Origin of the sequence: Shewanella sp. OMA3-2 (genome assembly GCF_021513195.1) — a bacterium.
Classification (GTDB): Bacteria; Pseudomonadota; Gammaproteobacteria; order Enterobacterales; family Shewanellaceae; genus Shewanella.
Map to the genome: position 1 here is coordinate 919,072 of NZ_CP090974.1, position 18,668 is coordinate 937,739.

Genomic DNA, 18,668 nt, shown 5'->3' on the forward strand with positions numbered 1-18,668 from the left:
TTATTTATCATAGTGATATGTGGTCTTTACCTGTACGAATAAAACCCAAAAATAGATTAGTAATATTTTAAATTCAGCTTTAACTCTCAAACTGTGATTTCCTTTTGAGCATGTGATTCAGGCTATGGTAATATGCGCGACTCGTAGAATTGCTAAAAAGGTATTTGAATGGCCAGTAATGGGCTGTCGGGCATGGAAAAAAAGGTCGCGTTTTCGTTAGCCAGTGTATTTGGTTTACGGATGATGGGGCTATTTATGATCATGCCGGTATTTGCGTTATATGGACAACATCTTGAAGGCTTTTCACCGCTTTGGGTTGGTATTGCCATTGGTGCCTATGGACTTACCCAAGCCATGTTACAAATTCCTATGGGTATACTGTCTGATAAGTATGGTCGTAAACCGATTATTATGGCTGGGTTAGTGGTATTTGCCATTGGCAGCTTAATTGCCGCATCATCTGATCATATTTATGGCGTAGTGTTTGGCCGAGCTATTCAAGGAATGGGCGCCATAGCTGCGGCTGTTTTAGCGCTTGCCGCTGACTTAACCCGTGATGAGCAGCGTACCAAAGTGATGGCTGTTATTGGTATGTGTATTGGTTTTTCCTTTGCACTGTCTCTTTTGCTTGGTCCTTTAGTCGCACAACACCTTGGCTTAACGGGTATCTTTTTATTGACGGCAGTATTAGCCGTTGTCGGTATTGTGATTGTGCAATTTTTGGTGCCAAACCCAATAAGTCAGGCACCAAAAGGTGATACTTTAGCGGCACCCGCCAAACTTAAAAAAATGCTGTTAGACCCACAGTTGTTTCGTTTAGATGCAGGTATTTTTATTTTGCATTTGGTGCTAACTGCGGTGTTTGTTGCATTGCCATTAGATTTGGTCGATGCAGGCTTAGTGAAAGAAAAACATTGGATGTTGTACTTTCCCGCGTTTATCGGCGCATTCTTTTTGATGGTGCCATTGATCATCATAGGGGTGAAGAAAAATAATACCAAAACCATGTTTCAAATTTCGCTGTTACTGATGATGGCATCTTTAGGTGCTATGGGTATTTTTGCTGATAATTTATGGGTATTAAGTGGTGCAGTGGTACTATTTTTTACCGGTTTTAACTATCTTGAAGCTTCATTACCTAGCTTGATCGCCAAGTTTTGCCCTGTGGGCGATAAAGGCTCTGCGATGGGGGTGTATTCTACCAGTCAGTTCTTAGGCGCATTTTGTGGTGGTATGTTAGGCGGTGGAGCTTACCAATTAGTCGGTGCCTCTGGGGTATTTTTTGTGGCGTTAGGGCTAATGACATTGTGGCTATTTTTGACTTTAGGTATGGCTAAGCCAGTGCTGCTAAAAAGTTATACCCTTGAAGCAAATATAAAAGATAGACCCCATGCACAAACAATGGCCACACAGTTATCAAACTTGACCGGTGTAGCCGAAGCAATAGTGGTACTTGAGGACAAGGTCGCCTATTTAAAGGTGAATGACGATTTCAATTTAAGCGAAGCCAGAGCTGTGTTAGGCTCTGTCAATTAGATCATTTTGATCAACCGAATACGTATATAGAAAAGATAATCGCAGGAGATTTCGATGGCCAGTCGTGGTGTGAATAAAGTCATTTTAGTGGGTAACTTAGGTAAAGATCCTGAGGTACGTTACATGCCAAATGGTAATGCCGTTGCCAATTTTACTGTCGCGACAAGTGAGTCGTGGAAAGACCAACAAGGTCAACTACAAGAACGAACGGAATGGCATAACATTGTTATGTACCGTCGTTTAGCTGAAGTGGCTGGCGAGTACCTTAAAAAGGGCTCTAAGGTTTACCTTGAAGGAAAATTGCAAACCAGTAAGTGGCAAGACCAAACTACCGGTCAAGACCGTTATAAAACTGAAATCAATGCGATGGAAATGCAGATGCTTGATAGCCGCAATAGCGGTGCAGGCCAAGATAATACTCAATACGATCAAGCGCCACAGCAACGTGCTCCACAAGCACCACGCCCAGCGGCTCAACCTCAGTACAATCAAGCGGGTGCTAACCAAGGTTCAAGCCAGGATAGTCATCAAAGTTCAGCTGGTGGTTACCAACAAGCGCCTGCTCAAGGTGGCTATACTCAGCAAAATAAGCCAGCACCACAGCAAGCTGCTTATGCGCCTAAGCCACAAGCACCGCAAGGTAATTATCAGCCTCAGCAAAATGCAGCACCGGCACAGCGCCCTGCACCGCAACCTGCACAAAACTTTACTCCTGATTTGGATGAAGGTTGGGATGATGATATTCCATTCTAATGCTTATGCTGTTAATGCTTAACGCAAGTTAACTGAACTTTAAGGCCTGCTTGCAGGTCTTTCTCATTTATATGCTTGGTCTGATAAACTCTGTTAAGAGAATTTAGGCAATCTGACAAAGAAGATAATGATGGAAAAAATTCTGTTCATTCGTCATGACAAGATTGGAGATTTTATTCTCACATGGCCTGCTTTTTATATCTTGAAAAAAGCGCTGCCTAATACGCGCATTGAAGTGTTCGTGGCACCAGTGATGAAAAGCTTTGCGCTGACTTGTCCTTATATTGACGATGTGGTGGTAGATACCGGCGATGATGCTCAATTAGTCGAGCAAATTAAGGCGAACAATTATGATGCCGTTATCGTGTCGCATTCTGACTTACGTATTTATCGTTTATTAATCAAAGCGGCTATTCCATACAAAATTGCACCTAATCATGGCTGGTTTCAATACTTTTACCCCCATCGCGCTAACACCCAATATAAAAAAGGGGAGCCTTGTTGGCGTGGTAGCTACATGTTGGCGGAGCAATTTCTAAATAATCATCAAATAGCGATACCTGCGTTACCGGCTCAATTATGGGATGTTAACTCTGAACGTGAGCAGTGGCGAAAGTACTATCAGCAACAAAATGATGAAAAGTTGATCTTCATTCATCCTGGTACTGGTGGATCATCGGGTAGCTTACCGGTTGAGCATTTTGCTCAACTTATCAAACAAATTGATCAGCTTACAAAAACAGACTGCCGATTTGTATTAACTTACAACGGTGATGAGAAAGCACTGGCGCTTAACATTCAATCTATGTTGAGTAAGACTAAAATTAAAGTTGAGCTAGCGACCCCACTGAAAAGTTTGGCTGATTTTGCCCGTTCAATCGTGGCTGCCGATATGTTTATCGCGGGTTCAACTGGGCCACTGCATATTGCTGGGTTGCATAATATTCCGACGGTAGGTTTTTATGCTGGGCGACGATCTCAACCCAAAGTGAAATGGCAAACATTGACAGAGCAAGCTAAAAGGCTGGCATTTACGCCACCTGTTGGCCGCCGTACAGGCCGAAATATGGCCTTAGTTGATATTGATAAAGCGGCTGAAGATATCAGTGAATTTTTAAATCGACATTATGCTAAATAAGCCGAACTCGAATAGTTTGTTTAAACAAAATTAATCCAACTTAGTGGAAGCAAAAATATGATCGTAATTACTGGAGCCGCAGGCTTTATTGGCAGTAACTTAGTTAAGACATTAAATCAATTAGGCAGAACCGATATTATTGCGGTAGACGATTTAACTGATGGCACCCAAATGTTCAATTTGGCAGATTGCGAAATTGCTGACTATTTAGATAAAGATGCCTTTCTTGCTCAAGTAAAATCAGGCCAGTTAGGTTATGAAGTTGAGGTGATTTTTCATCAAGGTGCTTGTTCATCCACCACCGAGTGGAACGGCAAGTTTATGATGGAAAATAACTTCGAATACTCAAAAACCTTACTGCATTTTTGCCAAGCTAATAATGTGCAGTTTATCTATGCATCATCCGCATCGGTATACGGTGGCAGTGAAACTTTTGTTGAAAAACGTGAAGTGGAGAAGCCACTGAATGTGTATGCCTATTCTAAGTTTTTATTTGATCAATATGTCCGTCAGCAAGAGTTAACCACACAAGTGGCGGGATTACGTTACTTCAATGTGTATGGCCCGCGTGAACAACATAAAGGCGGTATGGCCAGTGTGGCATTCCACTTTAATAATCAAATAAAAGCCAATGGTGTGTGTCGTTTATTTGCTGGTGTTGATGGTTACGGCGACGGCCTGCAATTGCGTGATTTTGTGTTTGTTGAAGATGTGGTACAGGTGAATTTGTGGTTATGGAAAAATGCCAAAGTATCAGGTATTTTCAATTGTGGAACCGGTAAAGCCCAAAGTTTTAATGACGTGGCTAATGCGGTAATTGACTACCATGGCAAAGGTAAGATTGAGTACATTCCGTTCCCAGACAAGCTAAAAGGTGCATACCAGAGTTACACTCAAGCTGATTTAACCCAGCTTCGTGCGGTAGGCTGCCAACACCAATTTAAGACAGTAGAACAAGCTGTGCCTGAGTATTTAGATTGGTTGAAATCACAGCACTTTATTGGGCAGTAAATTGTTTTTAATTGTTTGATGTTATCTGGGAAATTAAATGAAAAAGGCTATTTTTACGCTGGCGATTGGTGATAGCAATCCAATGTATAACGCAGCGCTACTTGGGTTTAAACTTTATGCTGAAAAAGTGGGCGCTGATCTGATTGTTTCAGATCAATTTCATTACCCGATCAACATAGAAAACCCTCAGCATACGGCAAGCCCAGCTTGGACCGAAAAGCTCTACATCAAAGAGTTGCTAAAACAATACGATCGAGTTCTGTATGTCGATGCTGATATTATTATCACTCCGCATGCAAAGGATATTTTTGAACAATATGATGACCTCGAAACCATTTATATGTTCAACGAAGGTGCTTTGTTAGAGCGCCAGCCTGTACTCGACAAAATATTTACCATAAAAGGACCCGTCGCTAACTGGCCACAAGTTAATGGCCGTCCAGTATATTTTAACCTGGGCTGCATGTTGATATCGAATCAAAGCAAATTATTCGACATCGCTACTTTAGAGGACTTACAGCAGGTTTGTAACCATATTAAATATTATGAGCAAACTTACATCAATTACCTTATTCAGCGAGACGGGTTAAAGTATCAAAGCATTGATGCAGAATTTAACCGCATGGATGTGCTAGGGCAAGATGGTTATCGCGATGCTAGCTTCATTCATTATGCTGGGCGTGGGTATACTAACTCTTCTTTGAAGCGTGAAGTGCGATTTGTGAATGACTTTTGTGAATTGAATCAAGATCTGATTGCCAGTGAAACATTAGCGCAGATTAAGCAAAGCGGTTGGCAGCTTTTTATAAATAAAGCCCATAAACGCTATAAGCTGCCTAAATTTATAGTGAACTATCTTGCTAAGAAATTTGTCACTATATAGTGTTTTGCAGCGTCCAGCCGCTTGATAGTGGCTAGATTGGCGTTAGTGGTGAGTTGCCTACGTCGAGCCGCTCGACAGTAAATAGCAATAGAGCAATGTATCAGGAGTGGTCAATTTTGCTTAAATATAAAGTCTTTGTCATTAACCTTAATCGCTCGCCAAAGCGGTTAGAGGCCATTTCTGCTCAGTTACACCAGCAAGGCATTCCTTTTGAGCGTATTGAAGGGGTGGATGGTGCCACATTAACTGCTGAACAAATTGAAGCCGTTTCGCCACGCTTATTAGCGCAAAAAAGCTACCACAGAGATTTAGGTAAGGGCGAAATTGGGTGTTCACTGAGTCATAAGCGTGCTTGGCAAAAAATTATCGATGATGATGTTGATTTCGCATTTGTGCTTGAGGATGACATTGGTTTAGAAGACAACTTCGCTGACGTGGTTAATTTAATGGCAAACTTGCCCCATGCTAATTGGGACTTTATTAAATTGTATCCACTACGTCGTGGTGGCGGTAGCAATATTAGAGATTCATTTGATTATCAAGGCCACCAATTTGTAAGCTATCATAAGTTTCCGATAAGCGCGGTTGCGCAGGTGATTAGCAAGCAAGGTGCTAAGTCGCTATTAAAAAATATGCCTTATATTGTTGAACCAGTGGATGGACATATTAAATCGTGGTGGTCATTGGGTATATATCCATTTGGACTCATCCCTTATTGTGTGTCAGTCGACTTAGCAGGGCTTTCAGATATCAACCCTGTGGGTAATTTAGAGAAAATGCCGCAACGTAAGCTCACAAAACTGCGTTTGAATTGGTCTAGAGCCTTTAAACGTATGCTAGTGACACCATCATTAGATAAGCATTTTAACCAGTTTAAAGATAGTTTGAAGTAAGGAATAATGTGAGCGGATTAATCAGCCATCAGCAGCTACTTAATGCTAAAAAAGTGCTTTATATGACCCACTTGGCCATAGGTGATTTTGTCTATCAAGGTGTTTGGTTATCTGCGTTAAAAGCGAAATACCCCCACTTAATCATTGATATTTGGTTTGACGATTGTCGACGTAGTCCACACGAATGGGCGGGTGGGCGTAATCAAATTTTAACCGAGTGGATCAATGCCATTGGTGACTTTGGTGATATATATCCAATTGTGTCCAATATTGCTGAGCGTGAGCAATACATTACCAAAGCTCAGCAACAAGATTATGATGTAATTGTATTTGTGGGTAAAAATCGTTCGACTCAGTATGCTAAGTTAGCGCGCACTATTTCGAAAAAAGCATTCAGTGTTGCGACTACCAGTGGGGCAAACTTTTTCAGTAACTGGTTATATTTCAATAAACTAACTGGGGTGGTTAGTTACGATGACATTGCTGACGCTACCCAACATATTACAGAGTTATATGCTGAGTGTTTCAAGCAGCTTTTAGGGTTAACCACATCTGATTTAGTGTCTGGCTATACCCAGTTAATGATCCAGCCGGAAGATAAATATACCCAGCAAGCTCAGCAACTTATTGATGATTTAACTGGCAAAGATAGTACAAAACTTATTTGTTTTATGAATCACCTATCGACTGCTGATAAGAAAGATTATCCCTGGGAACAACTAAAGACGGTTATGTTGTCATTAGCTCAGCAGTATCCACAAGTGGTATTTATCATTAATACCCCGCCTAATAAGTTAATGTCAGTCCGGCAGGATGTAGAGGCTGATACAGAATTACTAGCGTTAAAAATTCAGGTTTTTACTGCGTTAGAAAACTTTTTTCAATTACCCGCCTTAATGGCAAAATGTGATTTTTGTTTGAGTGTAGATACCGCAACGGCACATTTGGCTGTGAGTATGAAAGTACCCCAAGTGACTATTATGGCGAGTGATTTTAAACTTTGGCAGCCATTAGGTGACAGTCTGATTTTAGAGGGGTCAGGCAAAGCCAGTTCAGTGTCTACTGATGCTGTTATTGATGCCTGTAAGATTCAATTGAATAAGCGTATAAACTAACAATTTTTATATAAAAGAGACTGATGAAATGTTCAAATTGCTATTGAACATTGTTGTTTAAAGTCGATTGATTGTAATCAGAGGTTATCTGGTATTTATCGAGAATTTGTTGATATTCTCCTGTTGTTTTAAGTGTCTTTACACCGAGATCAAACTGGTGCATTTTACTCAGTTTATCCTGATTAAAGGCTACATATAAATTGATTTTTTCAGGCATAGCACCAGCATATTTTATTTGGTCAGACACTGCTAATTGCTTAGCAGTGTATTGAATCACATATCGATTACCAATAATAATCTGATGCCTCCCTCTGAGCATTCTTATAATATTCATCGACAACGGTTTGTCGCCAACAGCCCAATACACTTGTTGATTATTGGATAAATAAGATGCTAATACTTCGCCGTAATCGTACCCCTTAATGACCGCGATAGATTGTGATGAAAGGTCGCTCAATTTTTCGTATATCCAGGGATTATTGTGAACAGTAAAAAAATCATTACTTATCTCACCTACGATGGTTTCCCCTGTTAATAAACTTTGTTCGATTGCGATACTTTTTGATACCGCCAAGACGGCGTCAATATGACCTGCTTGCGCTTCTTTTAATGCACGGTTAAACGGCATGGGCACAAAAATAACGTGTTCACCTTGGGTTTCAAAAGCGCGCTGTACAATTTCAACTAAATAACCTGGTTGAGTGTCACAGATATAAGGACACCACACATCAGAGGCAATATGGATAGTCTTTGCGGAAACTGGAAAACAACATATTATCAATATAAAAGCTGTTCTTAATATAACCGTTATTAACATATAGGCCTCGGTGATGATGGGCGATATTTTAGCCATTTATCATGTTTGATCAAGTTTTTTGCTTGTAAATTAAACAATTTCATCTTTAGCTGTATAAAAATAAGAGAGATGCTATTAATGTTAGTTTCTATTTTCCACATTGTTACTAAATTTTTGCTAGTCGTTAGTGTTTAAATTATAGGATGAGAAAGTATGCTTCAGAATAAAACAATACAGCAGGTGGTATTTGATCAACCCGGTGATGCTCATGTTATGCAGCTGGGAAGCGGTACTCTAGGGCCTTTACTGTCAGGTCAAGTTTGTATAAAAGTACATGCTGCAGGCGTTAATGGCCCCGACATTAAGCAACGTATGGGAGCTTATCCTGCACCTGAAGGGGCAAGTCCTATTCTTGGTTTAGAAGTGGCCGGAGTGATCATTGCCAAAGCAGATGATGTTACCCAGTGGAAGATTGGTGATAGAGTCTGTGCCCTAGTGCCTGGTGGTGGCTATGCAGAACAGGTCAATACCTTTGCTGCACATTGTTTACCTATTCCAACCGACTGGAGTTTTATTCAAGCAGCGGCATTGCCTGAGACATTTTTTACGGTGTGGGGCAATGTGTTTATGCGGGCTGGATTAAAAGCGGGTGAAACAGTGTTAGTACATGGAGGTTCAGGCGGTATTGGTAGCACGGCGATTAAGCTTGCCAGTCAGCTTGGTGCCACTGTTTTTGCCACTTCAGGGACAGATGATAAATGTCAGTTTTGTCTTAGTCAGGGGGCAAAGCATGCGATTAATTATAATAACCAGTCTTTTACTGAGTCCATTCTAGCGCTGACTAACCATCAAGGTATTGATGTCGTCGTCGATATTGCCGGTGGTGATTTTATTAATGAAAATTTAAAAGTCCTCGCAGTGGATGGACGAATGGTATCCATTGCGATGCAAAGAGGGCCTAAAGCAACGGTTGATATTTTCAGGTTAATGGCAAAACGTATTGTATGGACTGGATCAACGTTACGGCCGCAAAGTGTGGGGGCAAAAGCGCAGATTGCAGCAGAGTTAAAGCAGCATGTTTGGCCGCTACTTGACAGTGGTCAACTTATTCCAGCCATTGACAGAGTGTTTGCTTTCAATGAGGTGGTTCAAGCTCATCAGTACATGGAGTCGGGAATGCATAAAGGAAAAATAGTTTTAAGCCTGTGTGATTAAAACTCAGATAAATGTAATAAAAACTTGATGCATGAAAAATTTAGGCTAATCTGCAGTTATCAAATATAAATTGGATAATTTTTAAACGAAAAAAGTGGGTTTATCCGTGTCTAAAGTGAGAGTGTTTGAGCTAAGTAGCCTGACATATACGCAATAAATGCCCTTTTTTTAAGGTGATTACACTGACGAATAGGTATTGGTAAATTATTTTCGGGTATTTTTGCCAAAATTTGAAAATTAACTAAATTAGGCATTGATTCTCTGTATTTTTCTGTTTAAATACCCACATTATTGAAGCTTAATAATATTGAGCCAAGGTTATTAATAGTTCATCGAGCATATCTTTTTGGTATATGTGTTGATTTAAGGGCGTTAGCATATGTATAACACAGTAAAAAAACAATTATGGGTTGGTGAGTTAAGAACCGCTAGAGGGAATACCATTGTTATTCACGACGGCCAATTACCGGAAGCATCCAAAGGACGTATCTATTTATTTAATACTGTACGCAATATTATTATTGAGTATGTAGAAGATATAGTGAAAGTAAACTTGCATGATCTTGATGAGGCACAAACCAAAGCCGCTATGGCTGAGTTTGGTGATGCTTGGCAGGTTGCACGGGCTGAGTTTATGGCCAAACAGCAAACTCGCATTGATTTGTCTAAAGTACCTGACACAGCGCCGCCAAAGAAAGTTAAGCCAGCGCCTGAGCCTGATGAGATTGCCGATGGTGATGATATTGATGACTTTGATGACACAGATGATTCAGATGATGATTTTGACATGGACGACGGTGTTGACGACTAAGTGTTATTGAGTTGTTATTGAGTTGTTATTGAGTTGTTATTGAGTTGTTATTGAGTTGTTATTGAGTTGTTATTGAGTTGTTATTGAGTTGTTTTAGTTAAATAAGCCAATAAAAAACCAGTAGCTCGCTACTGGTTTTTTATTGATGGTACATAATGATAATTAACTAAGCTTGATATCCACAGGTGGGACGATATAGCCTTGGTGTGCATCTAAACGTAAATCATTGAAGCGGCTGAGCTGCTTATTCTCTTGAATACCCGTCACAATAACTTGAATATCTAGCCCTTTAGCCACATTAACTAAAGCACGACACAGTTCACTGTTGTGTTGGTTCTCTTCAATAAAGGCAAAGGATTGATCCAATTTTACATAGCTAGGTCTTAAGTTTTGTAAATAGGCCATGGAACCGAACTGGCGGCCGAAATGGTCAATTCCAAAATGGGCACCACAATCACGAATAATATTACACAAGTGTTCACATGAGCTTAAATCGCTATACACACTTGCTTCAGGGATCTCAAAACAAATACGTTCAGGTGTTTTATGATTTCTAAGAAACTTCTTAATCCAAAGATGAAACTCGCGATCACCAATACTTTGATAAGTTAGGTTGATGGCTACAGGTTCAAAATTACGGTCAAATAAATGATGACTATTAACTGTTTCAATTAAGCAGCGATCTAACATAGTGCCTAGTGATAACATTTCCACAAAAGGCATAAATTGACCTGCATGCAACACATTGTTATCTAATGTGAGTTGGCAATACAATTCGCGCTGACACACTTCATTGTTTTCATTTAGTAATATGGGTTGCCAACGGAATTGGAACTGATTGTTATTGATAGCATGGGTGAGCTTTTGTCGCCACTCATCACGGCTGAATAATTGCTGTTGTGTATTTTCATACCAATGAAAGATTTTATGCTCTTTAATCGATTTTTGTAATGCATTGTCAGCTTGAGCCAGTATGTCCGATACCGTCATTTGACCTAAACGCTCAGCAATACCAATATTGAATTTTTCATTGGGATTGCAGCCTGCTTTCGACACTTCTTTATTAATAGTCCGGATCAAACTCTGTAAATATTTACTGATTTGTTCGTGTTCACTTTCCTCAATTAAGAAGGCGAACTCATATGCTGCTATACGGGCAATGACAGAAGGGCAGATTGGATCCAAATTGAAATGCAATTTGTTGGCAAGTAGCTTAATGGTTTCATCTCTTACTTGATAACCATACTGGCTATGCACATCTTCAAGCCAGTCCATCTTAACTAAGAATAATGCACCTGAACTAGGTTCACTGAGCCAACCATTAATACGGCTTACCATATATTGACGGTTAGGCAGATTAGATACTTGATCAACTAAGTTTTTCTTGCGTAAAGCAGAGACTTCTTCGTCTAGTGAATTAAACACCTGCTTAAGTTGGCTCGACATACTGTTAAATGCTTGAACCAACTCTTTTAACTCTGTGGTTTTAGGCGTTGGCATATCAGGGCCAAATTGGCGATTGGCAATTTTTTGCGCATGCACTGATAACGAGTGTAGTGGTTTTAAGATCATCCCAAGACCAACACGGGCAAAGATAATAGCGATTAAGAATAAAAGTGAAAAAATAATGATGGTATTGGTTATTATCCGCCACATTTCTTGGTAACCAAACCCTGGGTGCGCAGTAATTTCAATTTTAGCGAGCTGTAACCAGCCGGAGGTGATAATACTTTCTTTTGCGATAGGTTTAAAAATTTCAAGGTCAATAAACCATTGGGGCACATTTTGTACGCGAATGGCATTATTCCAAACTTGCTGTTTACCATCGACTAACCAAGTAAGCTTAATTTGTTGATAATACCCACCTTCAAATAAGACATTAACTAAGGTTTCTGTTGTGGCATAGTCACCTGCTTCTAAAGCTGGTACAAGCATTAGCCCTAATGAGTTACTGGTGTTATTCAGGTCTGACTCCATTTGCTTGGCGAGAAAGCTCTGAGTCTCGTTAAATTGCACGTAAGCTAAACTGGCTATTGTGAGCAAGAATAGTACGAAAAGTAACGCATAAATCTGTCGGAACAGGGTCATGTGGTCACTACTCCATTTTAAGTTTAGGTTGACGTAAACGGTCAACACCTAAGCGATGTGTTAAATCATTCCATTTTTTTAGTCGTGATGATGAGCCTGCTAACACCCCTCGACCTTTTTCTTTATTTAGCCATAACTGCTTACCGTTAAAGCTATACACAGGGAGTAGATCGCGTCGCTGTGTGGCAAGTTTAATTTTTTTGTCTAAATTATCTAATACTAATGGTACCGAACTCGGTGTTTCATAGTAGGCGAGTACCATGTGGTATTGATTCATTGAGGTCGCTTTTACCATAGTAATGCGCAGTTTATCTTCTGAGACACCCAACTGAAGTAAGGTAAAATATTTGGCAATAGAGAAGTCTTCACAATCACCACCATTTACACCGATAAACTCCATTGGTGTTGCCCAGTAATTAGAGTCACCCCAAAGTACTTTGTCATCCACAAATCTGAATAAATTAAAAAATTGATTCACTTTTTCTAATTGTTGTTTTTCGGGTAAAGGTTGTGCTTCATCAACCACTTTAAACCAAGCTTTTGCGCGTAAGCCTGCACGTTGGCCATAATTCTGGCTAAGGGTAGAAATAATTTTGTCAGCATTTAGCGTTTGCGTGGGTGCCGCAAAAAGTGTCGAAATAGTCAAAAGGGCTGCCACCATTAAAATGTGACAGCCTCTCTTTGTTATGGACTTATTGCATCTCGATAGAGTCAAACGCTGCTAGCCCTTCTGTTTATTACGACTTTGTTTATCGCTATTCAGTTTGTTGATCAACAGTGTAAATATGCCACTTCAAATTTGGAATCGTATCTTCACTTTGCACTTCAGCAATGACGCGACGATTCACTTTTTCTGCTTCAGCAGTGCCACTTGTGTCTATAAGATGATCAAAACTATAGCCTATAGATTTGAGACGTGATGCTTCAATACCAAAAGTATCTTGCAGTATCGTGGTAACGGCTTTAGCTCTATTTTGTGATAAAGCTAAGTTCAGCTCATAGCTACCGCGATTACTACAATGCCCTTCAATGGTCACGACCGTTGAAGGATACAGTGTCATCAAGCTGGCAACTTTTTCTATCTGTGAGTAATATTGGGGAGCGATATAGTCAGAATTGTTTTCAAATAAAATTTTAAGTTCTTGGCGTTCGTTAATGTTTTTAACTGTGCCGCAACCATAATTATCAACTTCAGATCCTATGATTGTACCCATACAGCGTTCTCTGGCCGCAATAACACCGTCACGATCTTGATCGTTTAGATCAAATTGCTGTTTAGTGGGTTGATCCATAGAAATAGTATCATTCATAGAGCAAGCACTGGTTAAGCTGACCATTAATAATAAAATGAAGTAGCGCATTAGTTTGCTCCTCCTTGGTAATTACGTTCACCAGACCATACATCTGGACGAGTTACTCGTAATGATTCTAATAACCTACCCGTGGAGTTTAGTACGCGGTATTGGGCAATAATTTCATCATATTCAGTCTGTAAATAATCTTTACGTGCTTCAAATAGTTCGTTTTCGGTATCAAGTAAATCCAGTAGGGTGCGTTGACCTAGGTTGAACTGTTGCTCATAAGCGACTTGAGTTTGTTTAGCTGCAACAACATGCTCACGAATGTACATTTTTTGTGGTGATAACATTTCAAAAGCATTCCATGCGAGCGAAGCACCTTCAACAACTTGACGATTTGCGCGCTGTTGAATTTCTTTCGCTTCACTAATTTTGTAGGCTGATTCTCTGTCGCGGGCGATATCTTTGCCGCCAGCAAATAGGTTGTAACGCATTCTTACCATACCAACTAAGTCATTGCTGTAACCATTGACATTTTGATTGGTAATTTGGCTGTAGCCGTCTTCACCGTTAACATCATTATTCCAGTTACCACTTAGCTCAAGATTGAATTTAGGGTAATAGTTCGATTTAACAGAACTGCGTTCCTGTTTCGCTGCATTGATGTCATTTTCTGAAGACTTCAAAATAGGATGACCAGAAGAAGCCAGTTTAATACTTTCAGTTAAACTTTTTGGCAGCATGTCGGTATCAGGTACAGGTAAAATTAAATCATCCAGGGCAACTTCTACAATACGCATATATTGTGCTTTAGCGTCATGGAGATTATTTTTAGCAGACACCACATTGGCATTTGCCCGTGCCAAACGGCCACTGATTTGTGATAAATCTGCTATAGATCCTAAGCCAGAGTCAGTACGCTGCTTAATTTGATCATATATTTCTGCATGGCTTTCTAAGTTTCTCTGAGCAAGGGTCAGGACTTGTTCTGCCCGAATAAAGTATAAATACACTTTAGCCACATCTAATGCCATATCTTCAGCAGCAGCAAATAATGCCCACTGCTCTGCACTGGCTTCAAACGAGTAGCGATCGACTTCGCTACTGGTATAGAAACCATCAAATAACATTTGTTTGATACTGAAGCCTGCTTCACCACGCTCAAGCTCCATAACCCCTTCATCTAAATTATCATTTAGAGGTTGTATTTTTCGACGTGAGGATGGGCTGTCAGTTTGCTCCCAACCATAACCTGCAGTGATATCAACCGTTGGCATATATCCTGATTTGGCTTGGTTAACTTGTTCTTCTCGCGCTTTAAAACGGTTGAATACAATACGTAGCTCTGGATTAGTATCTAATGTATGTGCAACAGCTTGTTCTAGTGTTTGGCTAGATGCTGCAGGTGACATTAATACCGACATGGCCAATGCAAGTGCACTAAACCTTAGTTGTCGATTTGTTGTATTGATCATTTATAAAAAACCCTCCCTGGTTCTTTAGCGCTCTCTCAGCGCAGTATCTTTTGCTCTTAAAATTGGATTTAATATGTACTCAAGTATGGATCTTTTCCCAGTAATTACGTCCACCGAGGTGAGCATACCGGGAATTATTGGCATCTGTGTGCCATCGTCTTTCACTAAATTAGATTCTTCAGTTCTTACTTTGATTGTATAAAAGCTGTTGCCTTCTTCATCTTGCGACGTGTCAGCGCTAATGTGTTCAACTGTGCCTTTTAAACCACCATAACGGGTAAAATCGTAGGCGGTAACTTTTACAATAGCGGGCAAGCCTGGATGTAAAAATGCAATATCTTTAGGGGTGATTTTAGTTTCAATCAATAAGCGGTCTTCTGATGGAACAATTTCAATAATTTCTTGTCCTGGCTGAACAACGCCACCCAATGTATTAATATGAATTGATTTTATTGTCCCAGCCACTGGTGAGGTAATAACTGCTTTGCTGACCTTATCAAACGCGCCAATTTGTGCCTGGTTCATCCTTGAAAGTTTGGTTTGCATCTCATTGAGTTGAGCACGTAAATCCGCCGCATAAATGAATACCGCTTCGCGGCGTTTTAAAATGGCTTCGTCCATTGAAGATTTTACTTTTGGACGCAATAATCGTACCGATCGAAGTTCACCTTGGATATCGTTAACAACACGTTCTAATTTTAACAGCTCAACTTCAGGAACAATTCCTTTTCGTGCTAACGGCTTAGTGAGCTCTAGTTCTCTCGAGATAAGTTGGTAACTTTTGGTTAACGTGGCAATTTTAGACGATAGTTCTTCCGTTTCTTGCTGACGTTGCTGTATTTGACGGACTAATATCTCAAGTTGGTTATTGAGGTTATCTAAACGACCTGAATACTCTTCCTGCTGACGTTTAACCAGTGCAGGCTCTTGTTCAATGAGTTCTGCTGGAAAGATTAAAGACTGCTTGGTTATTTTAACCTGTTGACGCCAGTCAGCTGACATATCTGAAATTACAATACTGTCTAACTCTGCTCGCATACGAATAACATTGGTTTGCAGCCCATATACTTCTTGCTCTTGTTGAGCAAAGTCAGATCGAAAGCGAGTATCATCAATACGTGCTAGTGGTTGATCTTTCTCGACGTGCATGCCTTCCTGAACAAAGATTTCTTGTAAAATACCGCCATCTAAACTTTGGATAAGCTGTACTTGCGATGATGGAATGACTTTACCCATTCCGGTTGTTACTTGATCTAGTTCAGAAAAATATGACCATATGAAAAAACATATCATCATGGCTGCCATAGACCAAATAATCAGTCTATGACCCGATGGTGCATCGGTCATCATGGCGCCATAAACGTCATCGACCATTTCTAAATCTTTAGCGGTTAAGTGTTTACTCATGTAATTTGGCCTCCCGCAAGCAGGCCGTTGTTAAGTTTTTCTAGCACTTCTTTCTTTGGACCATCGGCAATAATATGGCCACGATCTAAGATAATAATGCGATCGACTAAATTAAGTAAATGCATTTTATGGGTAATAAGCAGCAAAGTACGATTTTTACTGACCTGTGCCATTGAGTTGACAAATTGTTTCTCAGCTCGAGCATCTAAGCTTGCAGTTGGCTCATCCATTAGCAAAATTGGAGGGTCATTGAGTGTTGCCCTTGCCAAAGCGACACTTTGACGTTGCCCTCTGCTTAATGATAATCCACCTTCACCCACTTGCTGATCGAGTCCTTCAGACTCTAAGTGAGTAAACTGACTCACACCTGACAATTGCACCGCTCTAATAAGTTGATGTTCACTGACTTGACGGGTGCCAAATAAAATATTGTCTCGAATACTGCCGTGGAAAAGTGTGACATCTTGAGGTAAGTAACCAAAATTACGGCGTAAATCACTGGGATGTATTTGACCTGCGTCGATACCATCATAACGAAGGCTACCTTGTGTCGGCTTGTATAGACCGAGTAACAATTTAGCTAAGGTGCTTTTACCCGATCCATTTCTGCCAATAATAGCCACCTTTTCGCCAGGCTCAATATTTATCGACATCGGGAAAAGGATCGGCTTTTCTGCCGCAGGGAAAGTAAAGCTGACGTTATCAGCGGTTATTCTGCCATTGATACGTTCTTTACTAATGAGCTGACCTTTGTTTTCAAATTCGTCTTCTTGATCCATTATTTGGTTAAGCTGACGTAATGAACTCATGGTGTAATTCCCTCTAGTGATGAGGGAGGCCAATTGTGCCATGGGGGTGACAGCTCGGCTGGATAACATAACTGCAGCAATAATGCCGCCCATAGAAAGCTCATTTTCTGCTAAGCGATATACCCCGAAAATAACCACGCAAATTACGCTAAACTGCACGGAGAAATTGGCAAAATTAGCTAAGTAATTAGCCAGTTTTTTAGTTTTTAATTCCCAATTTGCGGTATGACCAATCATTTGCTGCCAGCTTTTTTGCACGATCCCTTCCGCGCCATTGGCTTTAATCGATTCAATAGCAGTTAAACTTTCGACCAAATGACCATGCTTTAAACTGGAAAAACGATTACTTTCTTCAATTGCCGCTTTAAGTTTAGGTTGAACATATAAGGTTACTGCAATAATCAATAAGCTAGCAATAACGGGGATTGCCGCCAGATCACCGGCAACGATATAAATAATAACTACAAATAGAATTGCAAATGGCAGATCAACGAGTGAGGTAATAGTCGCTGAGGCTAAAAACTCTCGAATACTTTCAAATTCACCTAGTTGCCGAGCCATGCCGCCAACACTAGGAGATCGCTGAGACAATGGAATGCCGATAGCTTTAGCAAATAGCTTTGATGAGACAATAATGTCAACTTTTTTTCCTGCAATATCAATTAAATAACTTCGAAGTTGTCGCATGATGAAGTCAAAAATATATGCAATTGCTGCACCAATAGCAAGTACCCAAAGTGACTCAAATGCTAGATTTGGCACCACTTTATCATAAACATTCATGATAAATAATGGTGACACTAGTGCAAATAAATTCACTAAAACAGATGCTATTAACGCATCTCGATAAATGGGAGCTGAGTCGACAATACTTTGTTTGAGCCAATGTACGCTACTGTCATGAATGTGAACATCAACAGCAGCATCACCACGATAATGTTGTTTTACCAAGAACAGATAACCGACATAAAGAGTTTCCAGTTCTTCCAGAGTAAGGATTTCTTCGCCACCTGTTTCTGGAAGCTGGATAACGGCTTTGTCTTGCTCAATATTGATTTCACGTAAAAGGCAGGCTTTTTTATCTTTGAGTAAAAGTACGCAAGGTAATAAAATCGGTGTTATTTGATTAAGATCTTTTCTTGAAAGCTTTGCAGATAGACCAGCACGTCCAGCCGCCTGTGGCAGTAAATCTGGCGTTAGCACCGCACCAGTTAGCGGAAGTCCTGCCGCAAGTGATTCACTTGAACATGGGCTGCCGAAATGCTCGGTCAATAGGACAAGACAATCCAGAAGTGGGTCGACAGTCACTCTTTGTGAGGCCGAAATAGTCCACTGTTCCTGAATTTTGGAAGCAGTTGCTGGCACTGTGGTGATATCCTTATTATTCTTTTTGTACTTATTCTTATTATTAGTGTTTGGAGCATTTCTACGCCCCCATAT

At 40.3% G+C, this 18,668-nt stretch carries 16 protein-coding genes; 9 read left to right on the plus strand and 7 right to left on the minus strand.

Annotated features, from left to right (window positions below; genetic code table 11):
- The first annotated feature begins 168 nt into the window (after positions 1-168).
- From L0B17_RS04125 to L0B17_RS04155, 7 genes are all read left to right on the plus strand, one after another.
- Positions 169-1,536 (plus strand): MFS transporter, encoded by a 1,368-nt coding sequence (locus L0B17_RS04125; RefSeq protein WP_235087786.1) that lies wholly within the window; start codon positions 169-171, stop codon positions 1,534-1,536.
- Between the two features lie 54 nt (positions 1,537-1,590).
- A complete protein-coding gene (locus L0B17_RS04130) occupies positions 1,591-2,289 on the plus strand; it encodes a single-stranded DNA-binding protein (RefSeq protein WP_235087788.1) in 699 nt (232 codons plus the stop codon).
- A gap of 127 nt (positions 2,290-2,416) precedes the next feature.
- Positions 2,417-3,427 carry a glycosyltransferase family 9 protein gene (locus tag L0B17_RS04135; protein ID WP_235087790.1) on the plus strand — a complete coding sequence of 337 codons (1,011 nt, stop codon included), beginning with the start codon at positions 2,417-2,419 and terminating at the stop codon, positions 3,425-3,427.
- A 57-nt stretch (positions 3,428-3,484) separates the two neighbouring features.
- Positions 3,485-4,438 carry an ADP-glyceromanno-heptose 6-epimerase gene (gene rfaD / locus L0B17_RS04140; protein WP_235087791.1) on the plus strand — a complete coding sequence of 318 codons (954 nt, stop codon included), beginning with the start codon at positions 3,485-3,487 and terminating at the stop codon, positions 4,436-4,438.
- 37 nt (positions 4,439-4,475) lie between these two features.
- Positions 4,476-5,321, plus strand: coding sequence for a glycosyltransferase (locus L0B17_RS04145; protein ID WP_235087793.1), 846 nt, complete (start codon positions 4,476-4,478; stop codon positions 5,319-5,321).
- A 116-nt stretch (positions 5,322-5,437) separates the two neighbouring features.
- On the plus strand, positions 5,438-6,214 hold the full coding sequence (locus L0B17_RS04150; protein WP_235087795.1) for a glycosyltransferase family 25 protein: 777 nt from the start codon (positions 5,438-5,440) through the stop codon (positions 6,212-6,214).
- A gap of 8 nt (positions 6,215-6,222) precedes the next feature.
- On the plus strand, positions 6,223-7,329 hold the full coding sequence (locus tag L0B17_RS04155; protein WP_235087797.1) for a glycosyltransferase family 9 protein: 1,107 nt from the start codon (positions 6,223-6,225) through the stop codon (positions 7,327-7,329).
- Between the two features lie 40 nt (positions 7,330-7,369).
- Here L0B17_RS04155 and L0B17_RS04160 read toward each other — a convergent pair whose 3' ends face one another.
- Positions 7,370-8,182 (minus strand): substrate-binding periplasmic protein, encoded by an 813-nt coding sequence (locus L0B17_RS04160; protein WP_235087798.1) that lies wholly within the window; start codon positions 8,180-8,182, stop codon positions 7,370-7,372.
- A gap of 156 nt (positions 8,183-8,338) precedes the next feature.
- On the opposite strand from L0B17_RS04160, the gene L0B17_RS04165 reads away from it, so the two are divergent.
- Together L0B17_RS04165 and L0B17_RS04170 are read left to right on the plus strand one after the other, a co-directional pair.
- Positions 8,339-9,340 carry an NAD(P)H-quinone oxidoreductase gene (locus L0B17_RS04165; protein ID WP_443019922.1) on the plus strand — a complete coding sequence of 334 codons (1,002 nt, stop codon included), beginning with the start codon at positions 8,339-8,341 and terminating at the stop codon, positions 9,338-9,340.
- Positions 9,341-9,719: 379 nt separating this feature from the next.
- Positions 9,720-10,151, plus strand: coding sequence for a hypothetical protein (locus tag L0B17_RS04170; RefSeq protein ID WP_235087800.1), 432 nt, complete (start codon positions 9,720-9,722; stop codon positions 10,149-10,151).
- Between the two features lie 162 nt (positions 10,152-10,313).
- Here the strand turns inward: L0B17_RS04170 and L0B17_RS04175 are convergent, their stop codons facing one another.
- From L0B17_RS04175 to L0B17_RS04200, 6 genes are all read right to left on the minus strand, one after another.
- Positions 10,314-12,239, minus strand: coding sequence for a bifunctional diguanylate cyclase/phosphodiesterase (locus L0B17_RS04175; protein WP_235087802.1), 1,926 nt, complete (start codon positions 12,237-12,239; stop codon positions 10,314-10,316).
- A gap of 7 nt (positions 12,240-12,246) precedes the next feature.
- Complete coding sequence (locus L0B17_RS04180; protein WP_235087804.1) at positions 12,247-12,900, minus strand: transglutaminase-like cysteine peptidase; 654 nt, start codon at positions 12,898-12,900, stop codon at positions 12,247-12,249.
- A gap of 94 nt (positions 12,901-12,994) precedes the next feature.
- Positions 12,995-13,600, minus strand: coding sequence for an OmpA family protein (locus tag L0B17_RS04185; protein WP_235087805.1), 606 nt, complete (start codon positions 13,598-13,600; stop codon positions 12,995-12,997).
- Entirely contained in the window at positions 13,600-14,961 is a 1,362-nt protein-coding gene (locus tag L0B17_RS04190; RefSeq protein WP_443019935.1) for a TolC family outer membrane protein, read from the minus strand. Before L0B17_RS04190 ends, L0B17_RS04185 begins: the two co-directional genes overlap by 1 nt.
- A gap of 75 nt (positions 14,962-15,036) precedes the next feature.
- Positions 15,037-16,419 (minus strand): HlyD family type I secretion periplasmic adaptor subunit, encoded by a 1,383-nt coding sequence (locus L0B17_RS04195; RefSeq protein WP_235087809.1) that lies wholly within the window; start codon positions 16,417-16,419, stop codon positions 15,037-15,039.
- Positions 16,416-18,593: a type I secretion system permease/ATPase gene (locus tag L0B17_RS04200; RefSeq protein WP_235087811.1), complete on the minus strand. Its 2,178-nt coding sequence runs from the start codon at positions 18,591-18,593 to the stop codon at positions 16,416-16,418. Before L0B17_RS04200 ends, L0B17_RS04195 begins: the two co-directional genes overlap by 4 nt.
- Positions 18,594-18,668: the final 75 nt, after the last annotated feature.

Excerpts from the sequence above, each read along its gene's own strand:
- L0B17_RS04125 (WP_235087786.1), top strand. The coding sequence starts at position 169 with ATGGCCAGTAATGGGCTGTCGGGCATGGAAAAAAAGGTCGCGTTTTCG.
- L0B17_RS04130 (WP_235087788.1), top strand. The coding sequence starts at position 1,591 with ATGGCCAGTCGTGGTGTGAATAAAGTCATTTTAGTGGGTAACTTAGGT.
- L0B17_RS04135 (WP_235087790.1), top strand. The coding sequence starts at position 2,417 with ATGATGGAAAAAATTCTGTTCATTCGTCATGACAAGATTGGAGATTTT.
- rfaD (WP_235087791.1), top strand. The coding sequence starts at position 3,485 with ATGATCGTAATTACTGGAGCCGCAGGCTTTATTGGCAGTAACTTAGTT.
- L0B17_RS04145 (WP_235087793.1), top strand. The coding sequence starts at position 4,476 with ATGAAAAAGGCTATTTTTACGCTGGCGATTGGTGATAGCAATCCAATG.
- L0B17_RS04160 (WP_235087798.1), bottom strand. The coding sequence starts at position 8,182 with ATGGCTAAAATATCGCCCATCATCACCGAGGCCTATATGTTAATAACG.
- L0B17_RS04165 (WP_443019922.1), top strand. The coding sequence starts at position 8,339 with ATGCTTCAGAATAAAACAATACAGCAGGTGGTATTTGATCAACCCGGT.
- L0B17_RS04170 (WP_235087800.1), top strand. The coding sequence starts at position 9,720 with ATGTATAACACAGTAAAAAAACAATTATGGGTTGGTGAGTTAAGAACC.
- L0B17_RS04175 (WP_235087802.1), bottom strand. The coding sequence starts at position 12,239 with ATGACCCTGTTCCGACAGATTTATGCGTTACTTTTCGTACTATTCTTG.
- L0B17_RS04180 (WP_235087804.1), bottom strand. The coding sequence starts at position 12,900 with ATGGTGGCAGCCCTTTTGACTATTTCGACACTTTTTGCGGCACCCACG.
- L0B17_RS04185 (WP_235087805.1), bottom strand. The coding sequence starts at position 13,600 with ATGCGCTACTTCATTTTATTATTAATGGTCAGCTTAACCAGTGCTTGC.
- L0B17_RS04190 (WP_443019935.1), bottom strand. The coding sequence starts at position 14,961 with ATGTCGGTATTAATGTCACCTGCAGCATCTAGCCAAACACTAGAACAA.
- L0B17_RS04195 (WP_235087809.1), bottom strand. The coding sequence starts at position 16,419 with ATGAGTAAACACTTAACCGCTAAAGATTTAGAAATGGTCGATGACGTT.